At 54.2% G+C, this 19,913-nt stretch carries 17 protein-coding genes and 2 pseudogenes; 8 read left to right on the top strand and 11 right to left on the bottom strand.

The genetic code is table 11. The features are described 5' to 3' along the window. The 3 genes and pseudogenes from CX651_RS18105 to CX651_RS18095 all read right to left on the bottom strand — a co-directional run. A pseudogene (locus CX651_RS18105) lies at positions 1-127 on the bottom strand (alpha-amylase family glycosyl hydrolase); the annotation flags it as partial. A 289-nt stretch (positions 128-416) separates the two neighbouring features. Beyond that, positions 417-572, bottom strand: a pseudogene (locus tag CX651_RS18100) (alpha-amylase family glycosyl hydrolase); the annotation flags it as partial. Between the two features lie 253 nt (positions 573-825). Beyond that, the gene (locus CX651_RS18095; RefSeq protein ID WP_071476313.1) at positions 826-1,098 is read right to left on the bottom strand and encodes a DUF4242 domain-containing protein; all 273 of its coding nucleotides are present in this window, start codon (positions 1,096-1,098) and stop codon (positions 826-828) included. 238 nt (positions 1,099-1,336) lie between these two features. Here CX651_RS18095 and CX651_RS18090 point away from each other — a divergent pair, with 238 nt between their 5' ends. The 3 genes from CX651_RS18090 (at position 1,337) to mog (ending at position 3,315) form a co-directional block, all read left to right on the top strand. Next, complete coding sequence (locus CX651_RS18090; protein ID WP_101057397.1) at positions 1,337-1,852, top strand: NlpC/P60 family protein; 516 nt, start codon at positions 1,337-1,339, stop codon at positions 1,850-1,852. A gap of 16 nt (positions 1,853-1,868) precedes the next feature. Next, positions 1,869-2,708 (top strand): hypothetical protein, encoded by an 840-nt coding sequence (locus tag CX651_RS18085; RefSeq protein ID WP_189577825.1) that lies wholly within the window; start codon positions 1,869-1,871, stop codon positions 2,706-2,708. Positions 2,709-2,781: 73 nt separating this feature from the next. Beyond that, positions 2,782-3,315 (top strand): molybdopterin adenylyltransferase, encoded by a 534-nt coding sequence (gene mog, locus CX651_RS18080; RefSeq protein WP_025009110.1) that lies wholly within the window; start codon positions 2,782-2,784, stop codon positions 3,313-3,315. A 130-nt stretch (positions 3,316-3,445) separates the two neighbouring features. Here mog and CX651_RS18075 read toward each other — a convergent pair whose 3' ends face one another. Genes CX651_RS18075 through CX651_RS18065 form a run of 3 tightly spaced genes read right to left on the bottom strand, consistent with a single transcriptional unit; the run spans position 3,446 to position 6,800 of the window. Beyond that, on the bottom strand, positions 3,446-4,582 hold the full coding sequence (locus CX651_RS18075) for an ABC transporter permease (protein WP_373296866.1): 1,137 nt from the start codon (positions 4,580-4,582) through the stop codon (positions 3,446-3,448). After that, complete coding sequence (locus CX651_RS18070) at positions 4,579-5,313, bottom strand: ABC transporter ATP-binding protein (protein WP_028780402.1); 735 nt, start codon at positions 5,311-5,313, stop codon at positions 4,579-4,581. The genes CX651_RS18075 and CX651_RS18070 overlap by 4 nt, the downstream gene beginning before the upstream one ends. Continuing rightward, positions 5,310-6,800 carry an alpha/beta hydrolase gene (locus tag CX651_RS18065; RefSeq protein ID WP_101057395.1) on the bottom strand — a complete coding sequence of 497 codons (1,491 nt, stop codon included), beginning with the start codon at positions 6,798-6,800 and terminating at the stop codon, positions 5,310-5,312. The genes CX651_RS18070 and CX651_RS18065 overlap by 4 nt, the downstream gene beginning before the upstream one ends. 83 nt (positions 6,801-6,883) lie before the next feature. Between CX651_RS18065 and CX651_RS18060 the strand changes: the two genes are divergently transcribed. From CX651_RS18060 to CX651_RS18035, 5 genes are all read left to right on the top strand, one after another. After that, the gene (locus CX651_RS18060) at positions 6,884-7,267 is read left to right on the top strand and encodes a GntR family transcriptional regulator (protein ID WP_101057393.1); all 384 of its coding nucleotides are present in this window, start codon (positions 6,884-6,886) and stop codon (positions 7,265-7,267) included. Between the two features lie 11 nt (positions 7,268-7,278). Beyond that, on the top strand, positions 7,279-8,130 hold the full coding sequence (locus CX651_RS18055; protein WP_039034580.1) for an ABC transporter ATP-binding protein: 852 nt from the start codon (positions 7,279-7,281) through the stop codon (positions 8,128-8,130). Beyond that, entirely contained in the window at positions 8,127-9,359 is a 1,233-nt protein-coding gene (locus CX651_RS18050) for a hypothetical protein (protein WP_101057391.1), read from the top strand. Before CX651_RS18055 ends, CX651_RS18050 begins: the two co-directional genes overlap by 4 nt. Positions 9,360-9,496: 137 nt before the next feature. After that, entirely contained in the window at positions 9,497-11,290 is a 1,794-nt protein-coding gene (locus CX651_RS18045) for an AMP-dependent synthetase/ligase (protein WP_101057389.1), read from the top strand. A gap of 341 nt (positions 11,291-11,631) precedes the next feature. Then, positions 11,632-12,030 carry an acyl-CoA thioesterase gene (locus CX651_RS18035; protein ID WP_101057385.1) on the top strand — a complete coding sequence of 133 codons (399 nt, stop codon included), beginning with the start codon at positions 11,632-11,634 and terminating at the stop codon, positions 12,028-12,030. Positions 12,031-12,101: 71 nt separating this feature from the next. On the opposite strand, the gene CX651_RS18030 is transcribed toward CX651_RS18035, so the two are convergent. From CX651_RS18030 to mtnC, 5 genes are all read right to left on the bottom strand, one after another. Beyond that, positions 12,102-13,595: a hypothetical protein gene (locus CX651_RS18030; RefSeq protein WP_101057383.1), complete on the bottom strand. Its 1,494-nt coding sequence runs from the start codon at positions 13,593-13,595 to the stop codon at positions 12,102-12,104. A gap of 169 nt (positions 13,596-13,764) precedes the next feature. After that, positions 13,765-17,259, bottom strand: a complete 3,495-nt coding sequence (locus CX651_RS18025; protein ID WP_101057381.1) for a hypothetical protein — start codon at positions 17,257-17,259, stop codon at positions 13,765-13,767. A 125-nt stretch (positions 17,260-17,384) separates the two neighbouring features. Next, the gene (gene pbpG, locus CX651_RS18020; protein ID WP_101057379.1) at positions 17,385-18,287 is read right to left on the bottom strand and encodes a D-alanyl-D-alanine endopeptidase; all 903 of its coding nucleotides are present in this window, start codon (positions 18,285-18,287) and stop codon (positions 17,385-17,387) included. 74 nt (positions 18,288-18,361) lie between these two features. Further along, the gene (locus CX651_RS18015) at positions 18,362-18,787 is read right to left on the bottom strand and encodes an acyl-CoA thioesterase (RefSeq protein WP_101057377.1); all 426 of its coding nucleotides are present in this window, start codon (positions 18,785-18,787) and stop codon (positions 18,362-18,364) included. A 173-nt stretch (positions 18,788-18,960) separates the two neighbouring features. Beyond that, positions 18,961-19,641, bottom strand: a complete 681-nt coding sequence (gene mtnC / locus CX651_RS18010) for an acireductone synthase (protein WP_101057375.1) — start codon at positions 19,639-19,641, stop codon at positions 18,961-18,963. Positions 19,642-19,913: the final 272 nt, after the last annotated feature.

Genomic DNA, 19,913 nt, shown 5'->3' with positions numbered 1-19,913 from the left:
TATGCTCGTAACTGCGCCCCGACAGTGCATCTTCACCACACAAAAATGCCCTTCTAACGCAACGGTTAATCACGTGGTAAAAGGGTGTACTTTCAGCGTCTATCAACTGACGACGGGCGGTGGTCATAACCAACCTCGACTGAGCTTTGATGGGTATTTCAAAGCCTAGTCAAAGCTGTGCTAAACATCAAAAAGATATGGCTGTCCTGTCTTTTCTCTGGTGGTCATAACCAACCTCGACTGAGCTTTGATGAGTATTTCAAAGCCTAGTCAAAGCTGTGCTAAACATCAAAAAGATATGGCTGTCCTGTCTTTTCTCTGGTGGTCATAACCAACCTCGACTGAGCTTTGATGAGTATTTCAAAGCCTAGTCAAAGCTGTGCTAAACATCAAAAAGATATGGCTGTCCTGTCTTTTCTGATTTTATCCACTATCCAGCCACGTCTATGCTGGTAACTGCGCCCCGACAGTGCATCTTCACCACACAAAAATGCCCTTCTCACGCAACGGTTAATCACGTGGTAAAAGGGTGTACTTTCAGCATCTATCAACTGGCGACGGGCGGTGGTCATAACCAACCTCGACTGAGCTTTGATGGGTATTTCAAAGCCTAGTCAAGGCTGGGCGAAACATCAAAAAGATTTGGCTGTCCTGTCTTTTCGTCCTCAAAAGATATGGCTGTCCTGTCTTTTCGTCCTCAAAAGATATGGCTGTCCTGTCTTTTTGTTCTGTCCTGTCTTTTGCGATAAGCCAGCGGGGATTTCGGCTACGTTGGGGTGTCCTTGAGGATACAAGGGACTTTGGACAAGCAAAGTCCCTTTTGAGTTACTCCGCCGTCGTTGGGTCGATTGAACGTTTCACCTCATTGACGGCATTGATAGGAAAACCGCCCCTTTCCGCATGTTCACGCACCAGTGTCTCATTGGGGGCTATGTAAACGCAGTAGATCTTATCTGGGGTCACAAAGCTCTCTACCCACTGGACCTTCGGCCCCATATCTTCCAACACGGCACAGGACTTTTGTGAGATTTCACGAAACTCTGCCGTGGATAAACCTCCGGCTCCGGGTAAGTCTCTTTCAATGATGAATTTAGGCATAACAACCTCCTTACGGGATCTTGCTGAGTATAGTTCCTGAAGGGAAGCTCTTCCGCTTGGTTAGAGCTCTGGTCGCTGTGACTCTTTGGCATGCCGGTTTAAATGAAAACCTCTTAGCTCAATTGAAATATCTGCTTTATTGGCCGAGGAAAACTCAATGTTAACCACAGATTTTTGCAAATAGCGGCGGCTTATTGCACATTAGGGGTTCTTCAATGGCATCTGAGTTGGAAAGAGCATGCAGCTGTGGCAGATATTGGCGACATTCCTGTTGTTGGGCGCCCTGAGTGGCTGTTCTGGTCGTCCCGATCCTGTTTCCGCTCCGGCTACTGTGGCTAGGCCCCAAGACGGCACTGAGTCTGAAGCCAAGCGCTCTGAGCAAGCGCCCCTGTCACAGCAGCGGCTGCTGACGATGCAGCGAGAATGGCATGGGGTTCCCTATCGTTTGGGAGGCATGAGCAAGCGAGGTGTCGACTGTTCGGGCTTTGTCAGCCTGACTTACCGGCGATTGAGCGACATCATGCTGCCGCGCACAGTGGAGGAACAGCGCAAGCTGGGGTTCGCGGTCAAGAAAAGCCAGCTCAAGGTGGGCGATCTTCTGTTCTTCAAGACTGGCTGGAGTAGCCGCCATGTGGGGATCTATATAGGCAACAATGAGTTTATGCACGCCTCTACCAGTCAGGGGGTGATGATCTCATCGCTGGATAACAGCTACTGGAAGCAAAAGTATTGGCAGGCCAGGCGCCTGCTCTAGTGTCGGGAGAAGGGAAATGGATAGCCTGTTACTCGCCAAAATAGCGACCGCCATCATAGCCGTGGTGGGCCTGTCGCTGGTGGCCGAGCGGGTCAGCCCCAGAGTGGCGGGTATTTTGTCCGGCTATCCGCTTGGTACGGCTATCGCGCTGTTTTTTATCGGCATTGAATTGGGTGAGCCCTTTGCTGCCGCCAGTGCCACCGCGGCCTTGTCCGGTTTTATCGCTTCGTTGCTGCTGATTTGTGGTTATGCCCTGGGTATTCGTCTCGGCGGCGAGCGGCCACTGCCGTTAGTGGCACTGCTGGGATCAGGGCTGGGATTGCTGGCCTTTGGCCTCAGTGGCTATCTTCTGAGTCTGTTGAATCTTAATCTCCTCGGCGGAAGCCTGGCGCTGCTGCTGGCGATTGTGCTTGTGGGTTTGGTGCTTGCCAAAATACCGGATGCCACAGTAGCCAAGCCCGTTCGCCTCAGCCCACTGGTATTGCTGCTTAGGGCTGCGGCAGCCGCCATAATAGTGCTGTTGGTCACGGCGGCGGCCAAACTGCTGACGCCGGCTCAGGCCGGTATTCTGGCCGCTTTCCCCATTACGCTTTATCCGTTTTTGTTGATCATTCATCTGGCCTATGGTGCGCCGCAGGCGCAAACCATTATCAAGCATTATCCCAGAGGCCTGGGGTCACTCATGTGTTATGTGATTGCGGTGAGCTGGCTCTATCCGCGGCTCGGCATTGCCTGGGGAACTGTGCTGGCGTTTGTGGTGGCGACCCTGTATCTGCTGGTATTGAGCGCCTGGCATAGGCTGAGAACCAAGCCTCTTGAGACTCCCGCCCCCGAGACGACAAAATGCTCCCGCTGATGGGGGCAGGAAAGCCTAATTGTGGTATGTTAGGCGCCACTGCAACACAAGCATTTTTGCCAAGGGGAACAGCATGGCCAAAGCCAAAATCGGGATAGTAACCGTTAGTGACCGTGCCAGCGCCGGAGTCTATGAAGACATTTCCGGTAAGGCGATCATAGAGACTCTCAATGCTTATCTCACCAGTGAGTGGGAAAGTGTTTATGAAGTGATCCCGGACGAGAGGGCGGTGATTGAAGCCACCCTCAAGCGGATGGCCGATGAAGACGGCTGTTGTCTGGTGGTGACCACTGGGGGAACAGGGCCGGCCAAGCGCGATGTTACGCCCGAGGCGACCGAAGCCGTGTGCGACCGTATGATGCCTGGCTTTGGCGAGCTGATGCGCGCCGAGTCACTCAAGTTTGTTCCAACGGCGATTCTGTCACGGCAAACCGCCGGGCTGAGAGACGACACCCTGATAGTCAACTTACCGGGTAAGCCCAAGTCGATTCGTGAGTGCCTGGATGCGGTATTCCCGGCGATTCCTTACTGCATCGATTTGATGGAAGGCCCCTTCCTCGAATGCGACGAGACAGTGATCAAGCCGTTTCGTCCCAAGGCGAAATAAGCGCCACCCAGGTTTTTATCCTGCCGATACCCTTGGGTTTCGGGGGGCGGGTTTCGGGGTTTCGTCAATCGAAAGGCAAGCCAACATTGAATCTCGGCTTGCCTTTTCTTTTGCGGCCTTGGGGTTTGGATCAGAGGCCGAACACCACCTTTTCGCTCTTGAGGGAGCGCTCCAGCCCCAGCACCAGGGCTGCGGCTATAGCCAACGTCAGCAAGCTGGATACCAACAGCTGCAGCAGCGGCAACTCCTTACCCTTGATAAAGGCCATCAATGCCTGTTGCTGCCCCGAAACCGGCAACCACTGCAAGGTGTCCGGCGCTATGTCGTAACTGGCGGTCATTGCCAGGGCCAAGGGCACGAACAGCACTATGGTCAGATAGGACTGGGCTTCCTTGAAGGTCTTGGCCAGGAAGGACACAAACAGTTGCATGCTGGCGGCCAGCAGGGCGACCGGCAAGCCTATCAACAGCATCAGGGCAATAAACTCGGCGCTGATACTGATGCTGAAGCCGAGCTCCTGCCAGGGCACCATGGGATAGGCAAACTTGGAGATCAGCAAAATCAGCATCAAGCCCAGCATGGCAAACACAGTTACCGCCAGCAGTTTGGAGATAACCAATTGCCCCGGGGTGACAGGGTGACTCAGCAGTAGCGCCAATGAGTTGCGTTCACGTTCGCCGGCACTGGTATCTATCGCCAGATTCATCCCGGAAATAAATACCGAGTAGATCATGGTGAAGATGGCGATTCCGAGGATCATTCCGCCCTTGGAGTCTGGCGTGGCCTGATCCTGCAATTGCACCTTAATCGGCTGCATTATCCTGGGGTCTATGCCGCGGGCCAGTAGGCGCAGGCTGCCCATTTCGGAGGAATAACCTTGCAGTGCCCGCTCCAGACGGCGAATCGATTTCTGCAGCTTTTCATCCGAGTTGTCGGCTATCAGGATCACCTCGGCCCTTTCGCCTTTGGCCATCTGCGCCCGATATTGCTCGCTTATCTGCAGTATCAGAGCGCCTGCCTGCTCGCCGCTGTCCTGATTGATCCCCTTCTGGCCGAGATAGCGCACCAGATCCGGCGCCTGTTCGGCGTTGTCTATGCGAATTTGCAGATCATCCGGGCTGGAGAGCTGACCAATCAGCACCACAAACAGACCGCACATGATCAACGGCGTGCCTATGGCATAGTAGAGACCTGCCATTACAGAACGCTTGTCGCGGGCGGCATCCAGCAGTTCCTTGCGAACCAGTGTCAAGAGTCGACTCATCATGCGGCTATCCCCTCATCCGTGCCTATCAGTTGTATAAAGGCATCTTCCAATGACTCCTTACCGGTTTGACGGCATAGATCGGCCGGGCTGCCAACGGCTACCACGCGTCCCTGGGTCATGACAATCACCTTGTCACAGAGGGCTGCGACCTCCTGCATCACATGGCTGGAGAACAGCACACAGTGGCCCTGGCGTTTGAGATCCAACAGCAGCTCCCGCAGTACCCGGGTACTCATTACATCCAGCCCGCGGGTGGGTTCGTCGAGAATAATATTGGTCGGTTGATGCACTATGGCCTGAGCCAGTGCCGTCTTCATCCGCTGCCCCTGGGAAAAGCCCTTGCAGTGGCGGTCGGCAATATCGTCCATCTTGAGTTTGCCGAGCACATCGGCGGTTGCCTGCTTGGCGGCCTTACTTGGCATGCCGCTGAGTTCAGCGAAGAAACGAATATATTCCCTCGGGCTCAGGCGTTCATAGAGGCCGAAGGGATCCGGAAACAACCCCAGTTGCTGCTTGGCCGCCAGAGGATTGCGGCCGACATCTATGCCGTCGACTTCGGCTATGCCTTCGTCCGGTTTCAGCAGGCCAAATACAGTGCGCAGGCAGGTGGTCTTGCCGGCGCCGTTGGGGCCGAGCAGGCCGGTAATCATGCCATCTTCGGCGCTGAAACTCAGGCCATCCAGGGCTTGAACCTTGCCGATGCGCTTACTCAGATTGGTCACCTTGATCATTTTGTTCCTCCTGGAATGGCTTCCACTGTGCTGGCGTTGAGATAGAAACTGCGACGCACATCTTTGTTGAGACACTCGCCATCCAACTTGTCCGGCGCCGTGCCCTTGACCAGCTCGGCGATTAGCTCATTGGCGCAGGACTGGGCGGCAACACCATGGGTGGCATAGGGGGAGATCAAGTGCCTGGCGTTGCTCAACTGGGCCATGGCCAGCTCGCCCCAGGAAGGCGGCGTGGCGGGGTCCTTGGCTCCGGAAAGCAGCAGGGTGGGGATATCGCTGGTTATCGGCTCGGCAAAGGTGGCCGCCGCGGCCGGGACATTCCAGATAGGGCAGCTTCTGTCCAGGCTGCTGAGCATCTCTTTGCCTATGACGCTGGCCTCGGCCTGCTGGCGCTCGGCGGCGGTCAATCTGGGCCAGTCTTCACCGCAAACCACGGCGGCGTGCATGCCCATGGCGATACCTGTGCTATCGACACTGAGAGCCATTAATCCCAGCAGGGGTTGGTATTCCTCCATGGCCGCCCGGTGGATGGCGTAGGGCAGCAAGGCTCTGACCGAGGGGCTGTAGAGCGCCATTCTCAGGCTGCCGAGCAACTTGCTACGGGTCAGGGTCAGCATGGCGATATCGCCGGTTACCGGATGAGGCACCTTCTTCATCACCGCATGTTGCCCCAGGCGCTCGGCCAGCTGGTTCAGTTCCTGACGCAGCTGTGGGTAGGTTTGAGCGCACAAAGCGTCCTGCTCACAATCGCTCAGCAGCAGATCCTGGGCCCGACCAATGGCGGCACCTATGGCCAGCACGCTCTGCTGCATAGGCACGACGCCATCCAGGGTCACTGTCTTGAGTGCCTCGGGATAGTGGCGCATATAGAGCTGGGCCATGCGGCTGCCGTAGGAGATGCCATAAAGGTGCAGTTTCTGATAACCCAGATGCCGGCGAACCGCTTCGAAGTCGTGCAATGCTTGCTCGCTGCCGTATTGGCTGATATCGGCATCCAACTTGCTCAGGCAGTTACGGGTTTCCTGTTCGACATCGAGCGCTTCGTCGTTATAGGCTAAGGTTTGTTCCAGATCCAACGCCGTACATTCAAGGGCGTTGGACTGGCCGGTGCCACGCTGATCTATCAGCAATATGTCCCGGTTTTGACGCACTTTGCTTAAGATCAGGTTGAAGGTGGCGGCATTTTCGATGGCCGACTGTCCCGGCCCGCCGGCGATGGCCAGTACGGCTTCATCGGGGGCGGTATTCTTGATGGCCGGCAAGACGGCATAGTGGATTGCCAACTGGCGGCCATCGGGCTGTTGCGGATCCTCCGCGACTCGAATTGTGCCACAACGCAGACGTTCAGATAGACCGTCGATATAACAGCCTGTGCTGTCGGAAGCTGTCTGTGCCTGACTCAGAGGCGTCCAACAGAGCCCCAGTGCCAACAACAGCATGCTGGTTACGGCAGGCCAGTATTGTTGGCCAAAGTTCCTTTGCTTCATGCTTGTGTCCCTTTTTGGTATTCCTGCCGGATTGTGTTAGTTTAATTACTGTATCAATGTATTAATACAGTGTTTCAAGGCTAATGTTAGAACTATTGCATGTCAACCCCAGCAGCGGCGACCCCATCTACCGCCAATTGAGCGAGCAGATTATTCATCTGATCGTCGGCGGTCAGTTGCCCGAGGAAACCGTATTGCCCTCGGTGCGGCAGATGGCTGAGCATCTGGCTGTAAACCCCATGACAGTTTCCAGGGCGGTGCAGCAGTTGGTGGAGCATGGATGGCTGGAGCGGCGACGCGGCCAGGCAACCCGGGTAGCCCAGCGCCAGGCTCATCAGGGTCTATCGGCCGAGGCCATAATAACGCCGCAGCTTGAAGACTTGTTGGCAACGGCGCAGCAGTTGGGGTTGTCGCAGCAGGGGCTGCAGCAGCTGATAGTCAAATATTGGCCCCAAACCAAGGAATAACAGGGAAAAGTATGGAACAGCCAGCCGGGTCATTATTGTGTTTCACTAAGGTCGACAAGAGCTTCGACGGCAAATCTGTGTTAACCGCGGTAGATCTGCAGTTGGAGCCAGGGATGGTGGTAGGGCTGCTTGGTGCCAATGGCGCCGGTAAATCGACCCTGATGCGTATTGCGCTTGGGATCATTCCCTGTGACAGTGGCCTGGTGACGACTCTGGGACAGGCGCCGCAGCAGCTGGATTCAGGCCATAAGCAGCGTTTGGGCTATGTGCCGCAGCAGCCCTTCGGTTATGAGGGGTTCAGTGTCGAGCGGGCGCTGGCCATGCACAGCAGTTTCTATCCTCAGTGGGACATGGAGTTGCAGCAACAATGGTTGCAGCGTTTCGGTCTGGATCTCAAAGCTCAGGTGCAACGGCTTTCAGGGGGACAACGTCAGTCTCTGGCGCTCATTATGGCAATGGCCTATCGACCCCAGTTGCTGGTGTTGGATGAGCCAGTGGCCAGTCTGGATCCCGTTGCCAGACGTCGTTTTATGGCTGATCTGTTCGAGCTGGCGTTGGAATCAGGTTCCGCTGTACTGTTTTCATCACATATCACTTCAGATCTGGAACGGGTCGCCAGTCATCTGGCGTTGTTGAAAGCAGGGGAATTACTGCTGTTTAAGGAGATAGATGCGCTCAGGGAGGAGGTGCGTTTGCTGAAGTTCGCTGCAGACAGTGACATCCAGTTGCCTGAATCCATGCGGCTGTTGGCGACAACCCGTGCCGGCTGTGTGGTGGATGGTTATCGGGGGCAGGCCTTGCCCGGCATGATAGATGCCCGCCGCCTGAATCTGGAGCAGCTGTTTATGGAGCTGCATCCATGAGGCTGGCTTTTTTCCCTGCCTTATGGCTTAAAGATATCGGCAGTGTCAGCTTCCTGATAACGGCCGGACTGGGCTTGTTTTTGGCCCTGGTGATACAGTTGAGTGGGGATAGCGACAAGACCGGGATGTTCCAGGCAATGGCAATTCTCTCTGGATGTGCCGCCTTTGCCTGGCAATCCAATCGTCTGGCCGCCTGTGAATGGCTGGTATTGGTGCCGGGTTTTAAAAAGGCGCTACTGCTGCAGGCCACAGTGCTGGCGATACTGGTTCAGCTTATTTGTTTGGCGATTTCACCTGCGAATTTGGCTATTCAAGGTGTTGCCTGGAGTCTGGGGCTGGCGTTTGTACTGGCATGTTTGCGCTATCCGAAGTGTTTTTACTGGTCGGTACTGCTGTTCTTGGGTTTGCCAATCAGCGAGTCTATTGCCCGTCTGTTACCCGCCTGGAGCTGGTGGTTGGCAACGACAGTGTTATTGGTCATGCTCGCCAGACAGTTACGCTTGCTTTGCTGGCACCCACAGGCGCGTAGCATCTATCTCAATGGGCTGGAGGCGGGTTGGGTTTTAGGCCCAAGGCTGGGGATATGGCAGCCGCTGCTGAGGTTGGAAGCCTGGCTGCATCCGGTCAATTTTTTCATCGGCCCCACCTTGAGCTGGTTGCTGATCCTGCTGCCGGGCAGCAGTCTGCTGTTAATACTTGTTAATTTAGGTTGGCATAAACAATTGCCGGTGATTTATATCGCCGGCCAGTTAGCCATGCTCATCTGCTCCCTGGTGCACTGGAGTCGGCTGCAACGCTGGCGAGGGGCTGAGTTATTGCTGTTGCTGCCTGGGCATACTGGTCTTGCTGGGTTGACGACCGCATTTGCCCGCGGTCAAACCCGATTGCTGGCGTTGTTGGGGCTGATGTTAACCTTGATCCTGATGTTGGATTGGTTCGTCGGCGAAACCCATGGCTTAGCTGGAGTGCACCAATTGCTGGCGGCTCTCTGGGGCTCGGCGCTGCTCCTGGCGCTGGGAAGTATCAGCCACCAGAAAGGCTATCTGGCTGGCGCCATGCTGCTGTTTATTGTCAATTCTACTTGGAGTTCCGGCCTGGCACGGGGGTTACAACAAGGTTCGGGCAGCGTTGTTTGGCTGAGCTTTGACCTGATTATGCTGGTATTGGCGCTAGTAGTGTTTCATCGTTGTAGCCATAGATTATGGCGTACAGGAGTCGTTGAACCTTGATACCACAACTGGTCTGATCTCTATGAGTGGAGCGTGATACTGTACGAAACTAGAGCAAAAGCTCTTATGTTTACTTGAACCATGGGGTAGAATCGCAAAAAGCGGAACAGCTGTAAGCTAAAAAGGTAAACTGAGTTATGTCTCTAGAGCAGTACAGAATCACCCATCTCTTGCGTCAGCAGCTTGAAGCGCGTGCAGAGGATATCGCCCTGGAAGGCTTCGAAGTGGCTGCGCCTTGGGATAAGGTCAGCTGGAATGAATTTAACCGCATCAGTGCTGCTATCGCCGGAATCCTGATTGCCAACGGCTTTGAAGTTCAGGATCGCGCCGTGATCCTGTCCCATAACTGCCCGCAGTGGACTTGCGCCGATGTCGGCGTCGTTCGTGCCCGTGGCGTTGTGGTGCCGGTTTACCCTACCTCCACCCTGAAGCAAGCTGCCTATATCATCAATGATGCCGGCGCCAAAGTCTTGTTTGTGGCCAATAAGGCTCAGTATCTGCTGGCCTGTCAGCTAGAAGCATTGTGTCCGACATTGGAACTAGTGGTGGTGTTTGACAAACATGTTACTTTGGAAAAACTGCATCATCATCATTTGGATGTATTGCTGAACCAAGTTGTGACCGAAGAAGCACGCACTGAATTGGTCGCCCGCGAACAGAATGCCACTCTGGATGATCTGCTGACTCTGATCTACACCTCAGGCACTACAGGCGATCCCAAGGGGGTAATGCTGGATCAGCGTAACTTCGCTTCAGCCATGCGCCAACATTTTCAGCTGATCCCCTTTGAAGCGGATCAGGTCTCCTTGGTCTTTCTGCCTCTGAGTCATGTTTATGAGCGTGGTTGGACCTTCTATGTACTCAGTCGTGGTGGCAGAAATGTCTATCTCACTGACACTCACAGGGTGAAAGAAGCTATTGCCGCCGTTCGTCCTCATACCTTGTGTGTGGTGCCCAGATTCCTGGAGAAGGTTTACAGCGCGGTACAGGATAAAGTGACCCGGGCCGGAAATGGCAGTCGCAAGTTATTTGCCTGGGCACTGGCTGTAGGCGAGCGCCAGTTTGAAGTGATGCAGGGCCGGGCTCAACCCAGTAAAAAATTGTCATTGCAGTGGTATCTGGCTGACAAGCTGGTTTATGGCAAGCTCAGAGCGGCTCTCGGCGGTCGTCTGCGGTTGATGCCTTGCGGTGGTGCAGCCCTGGATGCCAAGGTCGCGGCGTTTTTCTCAGCTATCAATCTGCCGGTGCTGTGTGGCTACGGCATGACAGAAACCACGGCAACTGTTACCTGTAATACATTGGAGAGCATAGTGACAGGCTCCAATGGCCGCTGTATGCCCGAAGTGGAAATTCGTCTCGGGGCCGAGAATGAGATTTTGGTTCGCGGCGATACCGTGATGCGTGGTTATTTTAACCGCCCCGAAGATACTGCCGAGGCCTTCGAAGATGGTTGGCTCAAAACAGGGGATGCCGGCTACCTGGATGAACAGGGCAATCTGTTTATCACCGACAGGATCAAAGAGCTGATGAAGACCTCCAATGGCAAGTATATTGCGCCGCAGCGGGTCGAGGGCAAAGTAGGCTGCTGCCCTTTCATCGAACAGGTGGCGGTGATTGCCGATGCCCGTAACTATGTGACGGCGCTAATCGTTCCTGCCTTTGAAGCTCTGGAGGTTTGGGCCAGACAGAAGGGGATCCGTTATGAGTCGCCGCTGGAGTTGATACGTCATAGCCATGTGGTGGAGCATTTTGAAGAAAGGCTCAAACACCTGCAACAGGAGCTGGCGGGTTTTGAACAGATCAAGAAGTTTACCCTGTTACCTGAGGCCTTCTCTATGGAGGCGGGTTTAATCACCCCGACGCTCAAGCTCAGACGCAAGATGATCTATCACAAGTATTCCCGCGAAATTAACGCCATGTATGGTGGTTAAGTCCGAAGAAGGCTGCTTAGGCAGCCTTTTTAATATCACGATTCTTTTAGGTTCAATCTTGGCTGTTGTAGTATTGGCGCCCAAGCTTGGCCTTGTTGCCAAGGTTATTTCTCAAGCAAGTAGTATATGGAAGGGCTATTCCAGTCGAGCAGGCTTACAGGCTTGTTTCTCCTGATTTTTTTATCGTTTTCTCTTGCCCCCGAAGACTTACGATCCAGGAGACACCTCAGCTGGATTACGGCGGCAGGCAAGATGGTTGAGCTATGTTCCATGAATGGTAAGCTGAGGTCTGCAAAGACAAGTGCGAGTTTTAATCAACAATAATAACAATAGGATACCCTATGGAAGCGTTAAGCCTGGATATTCAACCCAGATTCAATGAAACCGATGGCCTGGGCCATATCAATAACACTGTGCTGCCCGTGTGGTTTGAAGCCGCCAGAGAGCCTGTGTTCGAAATCTTCAACCCAGGTCTGGATCTGACTAACTGGAACCTGATAGTGGCCGGATTCACCATCGCCTTTAAGGCGCCCACCTATTACGGCAAGACAGTCAGGGTGTTGACCTCGGTCAGCCGCATAGGCAACAGTTCGTTCGAAGTATTGCAGCAGAGTTGGCAGGGAGAGCTGTTGACCGCCGAAGCCAAGACCACTCTGGTGCACTACGACTACAGTTGTGAGCAGAGTCGACCTATTCCTGATGAGATCCGTCAGCGTCTGCTGCCTTTGCTGCGGGAGTGAGCCCGGCGCCGCTATCACCGGGAGTTAGTTTTAAGCTCAGCGTCCCTCAAGGGGAACGCTCAAGCGCTTTGCTAAGAATGATTGCCGAAGCGTTGGAGATACTGCTGTTGGTCGAGCAGTTGCAGTTTATCGACCACTTGCTCACGTATATCCTCCAGCTCTGGTTTGCCAAGCCAAGTAAACCAGATATCCAACCAGCGTAAGTACTGCTGTTGTCTTTGCTGTGGGGTCGCTGATGGCAATATATCGGCAAAGTCGGCGGCGTCTTTGTCATCACTGTCGAGTAGCTCGTTGGTCATTTCATAAGTCAGTAACCAAAAGTCATGGATTATCTGTTGGTTGGATTCAACCCAAACGCAGTAATCCACTATATGCTGATGTAACAGAGGGGCATGGGCCTGACTGGCGGCGAGTATCTCCAGCGGCCGTTGTGCCTCCAGAGCCTGAGGGTGACTGCCATCTTGCAGATATTGCCACAAGGCTTCTCCCTGGGGTTGCGCTAATACCAGAGGCTTGAATTGGCGTAGCATCTGTCCGGGGCGATAATCCTCATTGTCGTCGGCATCTTGCTGCCAGCCCTCGGCCGGGCAAGCCAGAGGGCCATCTGCCTGGCGTTCAAGTGATGCGCGTAGCGTATCTATTTCATCTTTGAGCCGAGCCTGAATAAAGTGGCTCTGTAATAGCGTCTCCAGACCTTCACTCTCCTGGACGTCAAACCAGTCGATAGCGGCAGGGAACATGCTGATAAAAAAGAGTTGCACCGGATCGTCAGTCTCCGTTGTGCGCCACTCGGTTGCCAGCAGTTTGGGACAACTCAGTAAACGTTCACTCAGCAGTTGTTTGAATTGGAGATATCGCTGCGGATTTTGCTTGAGGAAGTCGGCCAGAGCCTGATGGCTTTGTATGCCGGTTTCATCCGAGTAGAAAAAGCCCTGGCGCAAACGGTCACTGTCACACCAGACAAAGGCTCGCAACATCTCCTCACTCCAGCCATTGAGGTTGAGCAGCCTCGCCATGAATTGCTCATAACCATTGCTGTCTTCATTATCCCAGTTGGCAACCAGAAAGTGCGCCAACCGCCAGGCCTGTTCAGGGGCTCGCCGAGCCAGCAGGAATAGGGCCTCAACGCCAAAGATCCGGGTTTCATCCAACCACATGTTGTACACATCGTTGTGCCAACGGGCGAAGGCTATCATGGCATCGGCGGTGGCCAGCAGTTCGGGGGTCAGGTGAGGGTGTTGCATGGCAATAGCGAACAGCAAAGGTTCAGAAAGGTAGAGGTCACACTCGTCACTGATGAGTGACGGCAGCGTGAATACTTCGCCATCCGGGCCCAGACTCAGGGCTTCCTGCAGCAGGCTGCGCAGTCCTGAATCTTGCAGATCATCGATCTGCAGACGGCGGTTGCCGCTGTCGGTCACGGCGACAAATTCGATATCGAACATCCCTTCACGCAGAATAGTGCTTTGCTGCAATTGATGTCGGTATTGAGTCAGGGCTTGAGCTATGGAGAGGGGAACTTGGGGATCCAGCGGGATAAGAGTGTGCTTTTTAAATGACTGCATCTTCCTGACTCAGTTACTGTGCGGGCTAGGCCCTTGAAATAGTGGCGGCGATGATAACAAGCCTGTTTGCCGGATACATGCTCTCATATTCAGAAGTTTGAAGGGGAGCGGCAGAGACCATTCCAGGCAGAGTCTCTGCGCGCCCTTAACTGTTCACTATGGGTGACGGTTAGGCAAGCTCTGCCATGGCATCTCTGACCCGACGGGAGCCATCGTTGGCTAGCGCCGAGAGCAACTCGGCAGCATCGGGATAGTCGCCTTCCAGGCAATCGATCAGCTCGATTTTCTCATTGACAGTCAACTGAGTAATAAGGGGCGTTAGCGTGCCGTTTCTCAGTTGAGCGACAACCCAGTCACAGGGAGCTTCATATTCCCCCTTGCCGAGGCAAAAACGCAGCAGTCTCATCGGCTCAAGCCGCAGCGGCTCCAAGGTTTGCAGCAGCCAGCTCAGCGCGGCTTCCTGCAGCTCATCGCTGTCCTGGTATCTCCTGTCTATGTATCGCGCCGCTGGCCAGTCGCCGCGGCGCACCTTGTCGGCCATAAAGGCCCGCAATAGCTGCTTATCAAACAGTTCAAATCCCAATGGGTAGCCAAGCAGGAGCTGCAGCAGTCGCTGCCGGATTGGGGTGGGTAGTAGCCACAGGCACTGCTTGAGGTCATAACGCTCGAAGGATGAGTAGATACTCAGCTCATCAAGGACGAACAGGCGTTGCAGGCAGGCTTGCATGGCTGCCAGCGGCAATTCACCACTCAGGTATGTTTGCAGTCGAGCATTGACCAAGGCGACCCTGGCATCGACCGAGTACAGGGCCTTGAATGTCGCCAAGATCTCCTCGGCGCTGACACTCTCGTCAAACAGCAGCACCTCGCCCGGAACACCTTGGGGTAAGCCCTCCGGCGGTATCGCTTGGGTCAGTAATAATGCCTGCAACTCTTCACCCTGACGCCGAAGCAGGCTGACGTTGAGCCAGTCCCATCTGTCATCTTGGGCCTGCTCGCAAACCACAAGTTGCGGTGCGGCAACCACAGGCTGCTTTATGCCCTGCTCCAACAACTGGCAGCGGCCATCAAAGTCTTGAGCCAGTACCCGCTGCCAACTCTTGAGGTTGTCGCGAATAAAATACTCGAGGCAGAGTGACCACTCCCGCTGCAGCTCAGGGTGTTGGATAAAGCCTTGTCCGGGGAATTGCAGCTCCAGCAGTTCGAAGGCATTGAGCTTCTCTCTATCCGGCAGTCGTCTCAGTGCCTGTAGCAGTGGATCTGCCTGGCTCGATGAGGCCTGGGTCAATGGGCTCAGCTGCGCTAGCGCGCGCAGGGTGTTGGCGCCATCGCCGCTGCTCAGCGACAGTTGGAAGTCAAACACTGTCAGCAGGGCTTCACTGACGCCGAGTGATTGCATGCTACCGACAAAGCCCTGGCGCTCGGTATCAGAGTCAAACTCAGGGGCGAAATTATCGTCACTGTAAGGCATGGCGGCATAATGCAAGAGCTTGAGTGGCGCCAGTTCCAGCAGCCATTGCCACAGGCGCCGGGCCAGTATGAGAGCCGGTGCTTGCGGCTCATTTGGCTGAGCCGAGGAGTGAGTGAAAGCGTGCTGCGAGGCCAGCAGGAAATAGCACAGCATGGCACTGCGGCGAAAACCGTCTTGTTTGTCGAACAATAGGTATTTGGGCTGGAAGTCACTGATGGGCTCCAGGGTCAATTGGCGGCCAACACTATCACGCCCTCTTCGATAGAGCTGGTCTTGTGCCAGCTGCAGCGCCTCAAGCTCACAAAGAGAGGACTCGGGCCGACAGATAAACGTCTTGAGCGGCTTGGCATCATCTGCGGCTTGCTGGAGCACTTGCCCGGCAAGCAGTTCCCAAGGGCTATTAGCGTTTAATCTCTCGCTCAGCGCCCGGCTGGTGGCGTCATGGCACCCGGCCAGACTATCCTGTTGCCAAAGGAAGGCCAGCAACACATAGTGGCCGAGCTCCATTTGGCTCAGCGGCCAGTTATCCGGGTTGGCAAGCTGCCGGTGTTGCCGGAACAAGGCTTGGGTCTTGTTCAACAAGGGGCGGTTGTAGACCTGGCGCTTGTCGTTCCACTGCTGCAACAGTTTAACCAGTTGCGCCTCGAGCAGCGCCTGCTCACTCGTGTCACTGAGGTTGCCGTAGCGCTGCAGATATTGGACATCATCGAGCAGTCCTTCATCGTCGACCAGGTTTTCGCGGATCTCTTCCAGTTCGGGTTTGCCAAGCCAAGCGAACCAGATATCCAGTAGGCGTAAATACTGCTGTTGCCTTTGCTGCAGACTCTTTGATGGCAAAATATCGGCAAAGGCTTCGACATCTTCTTCATCACCATAGAGCAGTTCATAACGGCTATCGCTGAGAATGCTGCTCAGCTCTTCGGCAATATGCCGATTGGATTCTGCCGTAACGCAGTAGTCGACTATGTAGTGATAGAGCCCCAAGGCTTTGGCCTTACAGGCGGGAATTAATGCTATTGGTTGCTGAGCCGCCAGCGCCTGGGATTGGCTGCCATCACGCAGATATTGCCACAATGCCGCGCCTTGAGGTTGCGCCAGTATCAATGGCTTTAACAAACGCAGCAGCCTGCCCGGCCGCTCATCGTCCTCATCCTGATAGCTGCCCTCTTGTTCATCTGCGTCGGTTTCGGCGATCTCGGTTTTGCCGCATCTGTAACAGGCCAGGGCGCCACTGGCCTGGCTCTCTATGGCGGCGCGCAGGTCGCTTATCTCCTCTTCGAGACTGACGCGAATAAACTGGCTTTCAAGCAGGGTATCCAGCCCCTCGCTCTGTTCAACTTCAAACCAGGCAAACTCAATCGGGTACATGCTGACAAAGACATGCAGCACGGCATCGACTCTGCCAAGTGGGCGGTCTTCGGCGGCGAGCAGTTTCGGGCTATTGAGTAAACGCTCGCTCAACAGCTGTTTGAATAGAGGATATCGCTGCGGATTTTGCTTGAGGAAGTCGGCCAGTGGCTGATGACTCTGAATGCCGGTTTCGCCGCTGTAGAAGAAGCCCTGGCGCAAGTGGTCGCTGTCGCACCAGACAAAGGCCCGCAGCATATCCGGGCTCCAGCCATTGAGTTCGAGCAGCCGTGCCATATATTGCTCATAGCCATTGCTGTAGACATTGTCCCAGGCGGGGATAAGAAAGCGTGCCAATAGCCAGGCCAGTTCGGGCATGCGCCGGGCCAGCAGAAACAGGGCCTCGACCCCGAAAATGCGGCTGTCGTCCAGCCACATGCGCTGTAGATCATTGTGCCTGCGGGCGAAGTCTATCATGGCATCGGCGGTGGCCAGCAGTTCGGGGGTAAGGTGAGAGTGTTGCATGGCAATGGCGAACAGCAAAGGTTCAGAGAGGTAGAGGTCACACTCGTCACTGATGAGTGGCGGCAGCGTGAATACTTCGCCATCCGGGCCCAGACTCAGGGCTTCCTGCAGCAGGCTGCGCAGTCCTGGGTCTTGCAGGTCATCGATTTGCAGGCGGCGGTTGCCGCTGTCTGTCACGGCGACAAATTCGATATCGAACATGCCCTGGCGCAGAATAGTACCTTGCTGCAGTTGTTGCCGGTATTGCGCCAGCGCCAGGCTGATGGAGAGGGGATCCCGGGGATCCAGCGGGATAAGGGTGTGCTTTTTAAATGACTGCATCTTCCTGACTCAGTAACTGCGAAGGCCAAAGGCCTTTAAAAGGTGGCGGGATGATAACAAATACCGATATGGGGACGACCGCGCAAGAGCAAAAACCTGCGCTGGGTCGCCGGTGGTGTTGAATATTAACGGGCAGAGAGCAATGATTGACGCTCTGTTTGCTTTTGCTGTTTATAGTCCAGTGCTTCTTGGGGAACCTGACTGACTTTACCGGTTTCCAGCCACTTTTTTAAGCGGTTTGCATCGGCCAGATGGCTCAGCTTGCCGAAGGCGTCCAGTACCACAAAGGCGACTTCCCGCTTGGCCATTTGGGTCAGCATTACCAGACAGCGACCGGCGTCATCGGTATAACCCGTCTTGGAAAGCGAAATTTGCCAGTTTTTCTTGTTCACCAGGCGATTGGTGTTGTAAAACGCCAGATTATATCTGGGTTTACGAAACATGACGCTGAGGTTGGGCGCCGAGCTCAGCTCGCCTATCAAAGGATACTTTTTAGTCTCCTGCAGCAGTTTGACCAAGTCTCTGGCGCTGGAGACATTCTGTTCCGACAGTCCTGTGGGTTCGACAAAGTGGCTGTCCGTCATCCCCAACTCTGCCGCCTTGGCATTCATCGCCTGGATAAAGGCTTGGTAACCGCCGGGATAGTGATGTGCCAAGGTTGCGGCGGCGCGATTTTCCGAAGACATCAATGCCAGTGCCAGCGCCTCTTTGCGTTTTAACTCACTGCCGATACGGATACGAGATACCACATTTTGCATGACTTGGGTTTGGCTGACATCCACGGCAATTCGCTCGTTGAGCGGCAACTTGGCATCCAGCGTCACCAGCGCCGTCATCAACTTGGTTATTGAGGCGATAGGTTGCACCTGCTGCGGGTTGTCCTCATAGAGGACTTCACCGGTTTTCATGTCTACCAAGATAGCGCTGGCCGAGGCCAGTTGCTGTTCAGGAGAAGAAGTGGCTCCGGGTGCAGATTTGACCTGGAAGCACATGAAGCAAGTCATGAAGAACAGCAGAAAGAGTCTCATTGAGGGGCTTTTCTCTTATTATTGTGTTTATTAATAGGAAAAAAGTGTAATAGAGACTCACTCGAACACCAACTTTATTCTTGGTATTCCTTGAGAATTGCCAGCAATTCTTGCGGTAATTTGGCCTTGGTACCTTTGTTAAAATCGTACATGACGGCGACAGAGCTACCTGTAGTGGTAATGGCTCGCTGTGCCTTGCTGTACGCCTCGTAATGCATGGTAAACCTGTCTTCACCTATATCGCTGATTTTGACCCCTATCAGCAGGGTATCCGGGTAGGTGACTGGACGTTTGTACCTGGCTTGGTTTTCGCTAATCACCGGCCCCATCCCCTGTTTGTACATCTCACCCAAGGGAAAATGGCGATTGAAGAAGTCGATTCTGGTGCTCTCAAAATAGCGGAAATAGACCACATTGTTGACGTGTTGCAGGGCATCCATTTCGCCCCAGGCCACCGGGATTTGCGAGTGTTGTGGGTAACGCTGAGTAAAATCTTCCATATTTAAACGACCGTTTTATTTTTGTTGGCTCAGGATAACAACAGCGGCTCTCTGTCTCAAGAGGGGAACAACATTCCGTACAGGCGTTTATTTTCCGGGATAAGAAATAGGTGTTGTAAACAATAAGGGGAGCCATTGGCTCCCCTTGATTTATCAGTTAACTCGGGCGGTTATCAGTCAATCTTCAGCTCGGCGAAACTCTTCACCTGACGGAAACCACCTGTGCGTTGCCCGTCTTCACGCACCATCTGGCAGGTGAGCAGTCCGGCTGCAGCTGCGGCCTTAAGCTCTTCCAACATGTCTGAGACAAACAGTATCTGCTTCGGGCTGAGGCTTATGGTGTTAATAATGTTGCAGTAGGCTTGCTTGTCCAGTTTGCCGCCGGTGCGGGTATCAAAATGACCGTTGAACAGCTCGGTCAGATCGCCGCCATCACTGTGGCTGAACAGCAGTTTCTGGGCTTCCACCGAGCCGGAAGAGAAGCTGTATATCCTGAGTCCCTGAGCCTTGTATTCCTTGATGGCTTCAATGAAGTCAGGATAGATGTGGCCGGTAAATTCGTTCTTCGCATAGCCCTGTTTCCAGATCAGGCCCTGCAGTGTCTTCAGCGGCGTGGCCTTGCGATCTTCGGCAACCCATTGCTGGAGTATTTCTATTACCCGCGGCAGATCGGCATCCGGTTCCAATGCCATCTCCTTGGTGTCGCTGATACAGTTCTCTACCAGAATATTATCTTGATAGCGTTCCAAAAATTCCGGCAATGCCTTGGCCGAATAGGGGAAAAGCACATCCTGAATAAAGTTAAGATCTGTCGTAGTGCCGGCGGTGTCGACGACTATGGCTCTGATACCCATAAGGTGAATTACTCCAAAAAGTGCTGTTTTCTGTGCAGATCCTAAGCTTTATTGGCGCGCTTGACCAGCTTCTTTAACCCTTTGTTGCCCACCAATTTTACATTTTGGGCGGCATGACAAGCCCTAAGGCCGGATGCGAACCTAACAGGTATTAAGTGGTTGAAGCTGCATGTAGAAGTGATTTGCAACAGGCAACAAAAAGCCCGGCATATCGGCCCAATGTAGATCAGATAAGGATCGGTTGACCGATCCTTCTGATGAGAGACAATCGG

Source organism: Shewanella chilikensis (assembly GCF_002836945.1).
Taxonomy (GTDB): domain Bacteria; phylum Pseudomonadota; class Gammaproteobacteria; order Enterobacterales; family Shewanellaceae; genus Shewanella; species Shewanella chilikensis.
Note: the sequence above shows the minus strand (reverse complement) of the source record. Positions and strands in the feature narration are given on the sequence as shown.

Bases quoted from the DNA above. Each gene is read 5' to 3' on its own strand.
- CX651_RS18095 (WP_071476313.1), bottom strand. From the start codon at position 1,098: ATGCCTAAATTCATCATTGAAAGAGACTTACCCGGAGCCGGAGGTTTA.
- CX651_RS18090 (WP_101057397.1), top strand. From the start codon at position 1,337: ATGCAGCTGTGGCAGATATTGGCGACATTCCTGTTGTTGGGCGCCCTG.
- CX651_RS18085 (WP_189577825.1), top strand. From the start codon at position 1,869: ATGGATAGCCTGTTACTCGCCAAAATAGCGACCGCCATCATAGCCGTG.
- mog (WP_025009110.1), top strand. From the start codon at position 2,782: ATGGCCAAAGCCAAAATCGGGATAGTAACCGTTAGTGACCGTGCCAGC.
- CX651_RS18075 (WP_373296866.1), bottom strand. From the start codon at position 4,582: ATGATGAGTCGACTCTTGACACTGGTTCGCAAGGAACTGCTGGATGCC.
- CX651_RS18070 (WP_028780402.1), bottom strand. From the start codon at position 5,313: ATGATCAAGGTGACCAATCTGAGTAAGCGCATCGGCAAGGTTCAAGCC.
- CX651_RS18065 (WP_101057395.1), bottom strand. From the start codon at position 6,800: ATGAAGCAAAGGAACTTTGGCCAACAATACTGGCCTGCCGTAACCAGC.
- CX651_RS18060 (WP_101057393.1), top strand. From the start codon at position 6,884: ATGTTAGAACTATTGCATGTCAACCCCAGCAGCGGCGACCCCATCTAC.
- CX651_RS18055 (WP_039034580.1), top strand. From the start codon at position 7,279: ATGGAACAGCCAGCCGGGTCATTATTGTGTTTCACTAAGGTCGACAAG.
- CX651_RS18050 (WP_101057391.1), top strand. From the start codon at position 8,127: ATGAGGCTGGCTTTTTTCCCTGCCTTATGGCTTAAAGATATCGGCAGT.
- CX651_RS18045 (WP_101057389.1), top strand. From the start codon at position 9,497: ATGTCTCTAGAGCAGTACAGAATCACCCATCTCTTGCGTCAGCAGCTT.
- CX651_RS18035 (WP_101057385.1), top strand. From the start codon at position 11,632: ATGGAAGCGTTAAGCCTGGATATTCAACCCAGATTCAATGAAACCGAT.
- CX651_RS18030 (WP_101057383.1), bottom strand. From the start codon at position 13,595: ATGCAGTCATTTAAAAAGCACACTCTTATCCCGCTGGATCCCCAAGTT.
- CX651_RS18025 (WP_101057381.1), bottom strand. From the start codon at position 17,259: ATGCAGTCATTTAAAAAGCACACCCTTATCCCGCTGGATCCCCGGGAT.
- pbpG (WP_101057379.1), bottom strand. From the start codon at position 18,287: ATGAGACTCTTTCTGCTGTTCTTCATGACTTGCTTCATGTGCTTCCAG.
- CX651_RS18015 (WP_101057377.1), bottom strand. From the start codon at position 18,787: ATGGAAGATTTTACTCAGCGTTACCCACAACACTCGCAAATCCCGGTG.
- mtnC (WP_101057375.1), bottom strand. From the start codon at position 19,641: ATGGGTATCAGAGCCATAGTCGTCGACACCGCCGGCACTACGACAGAT.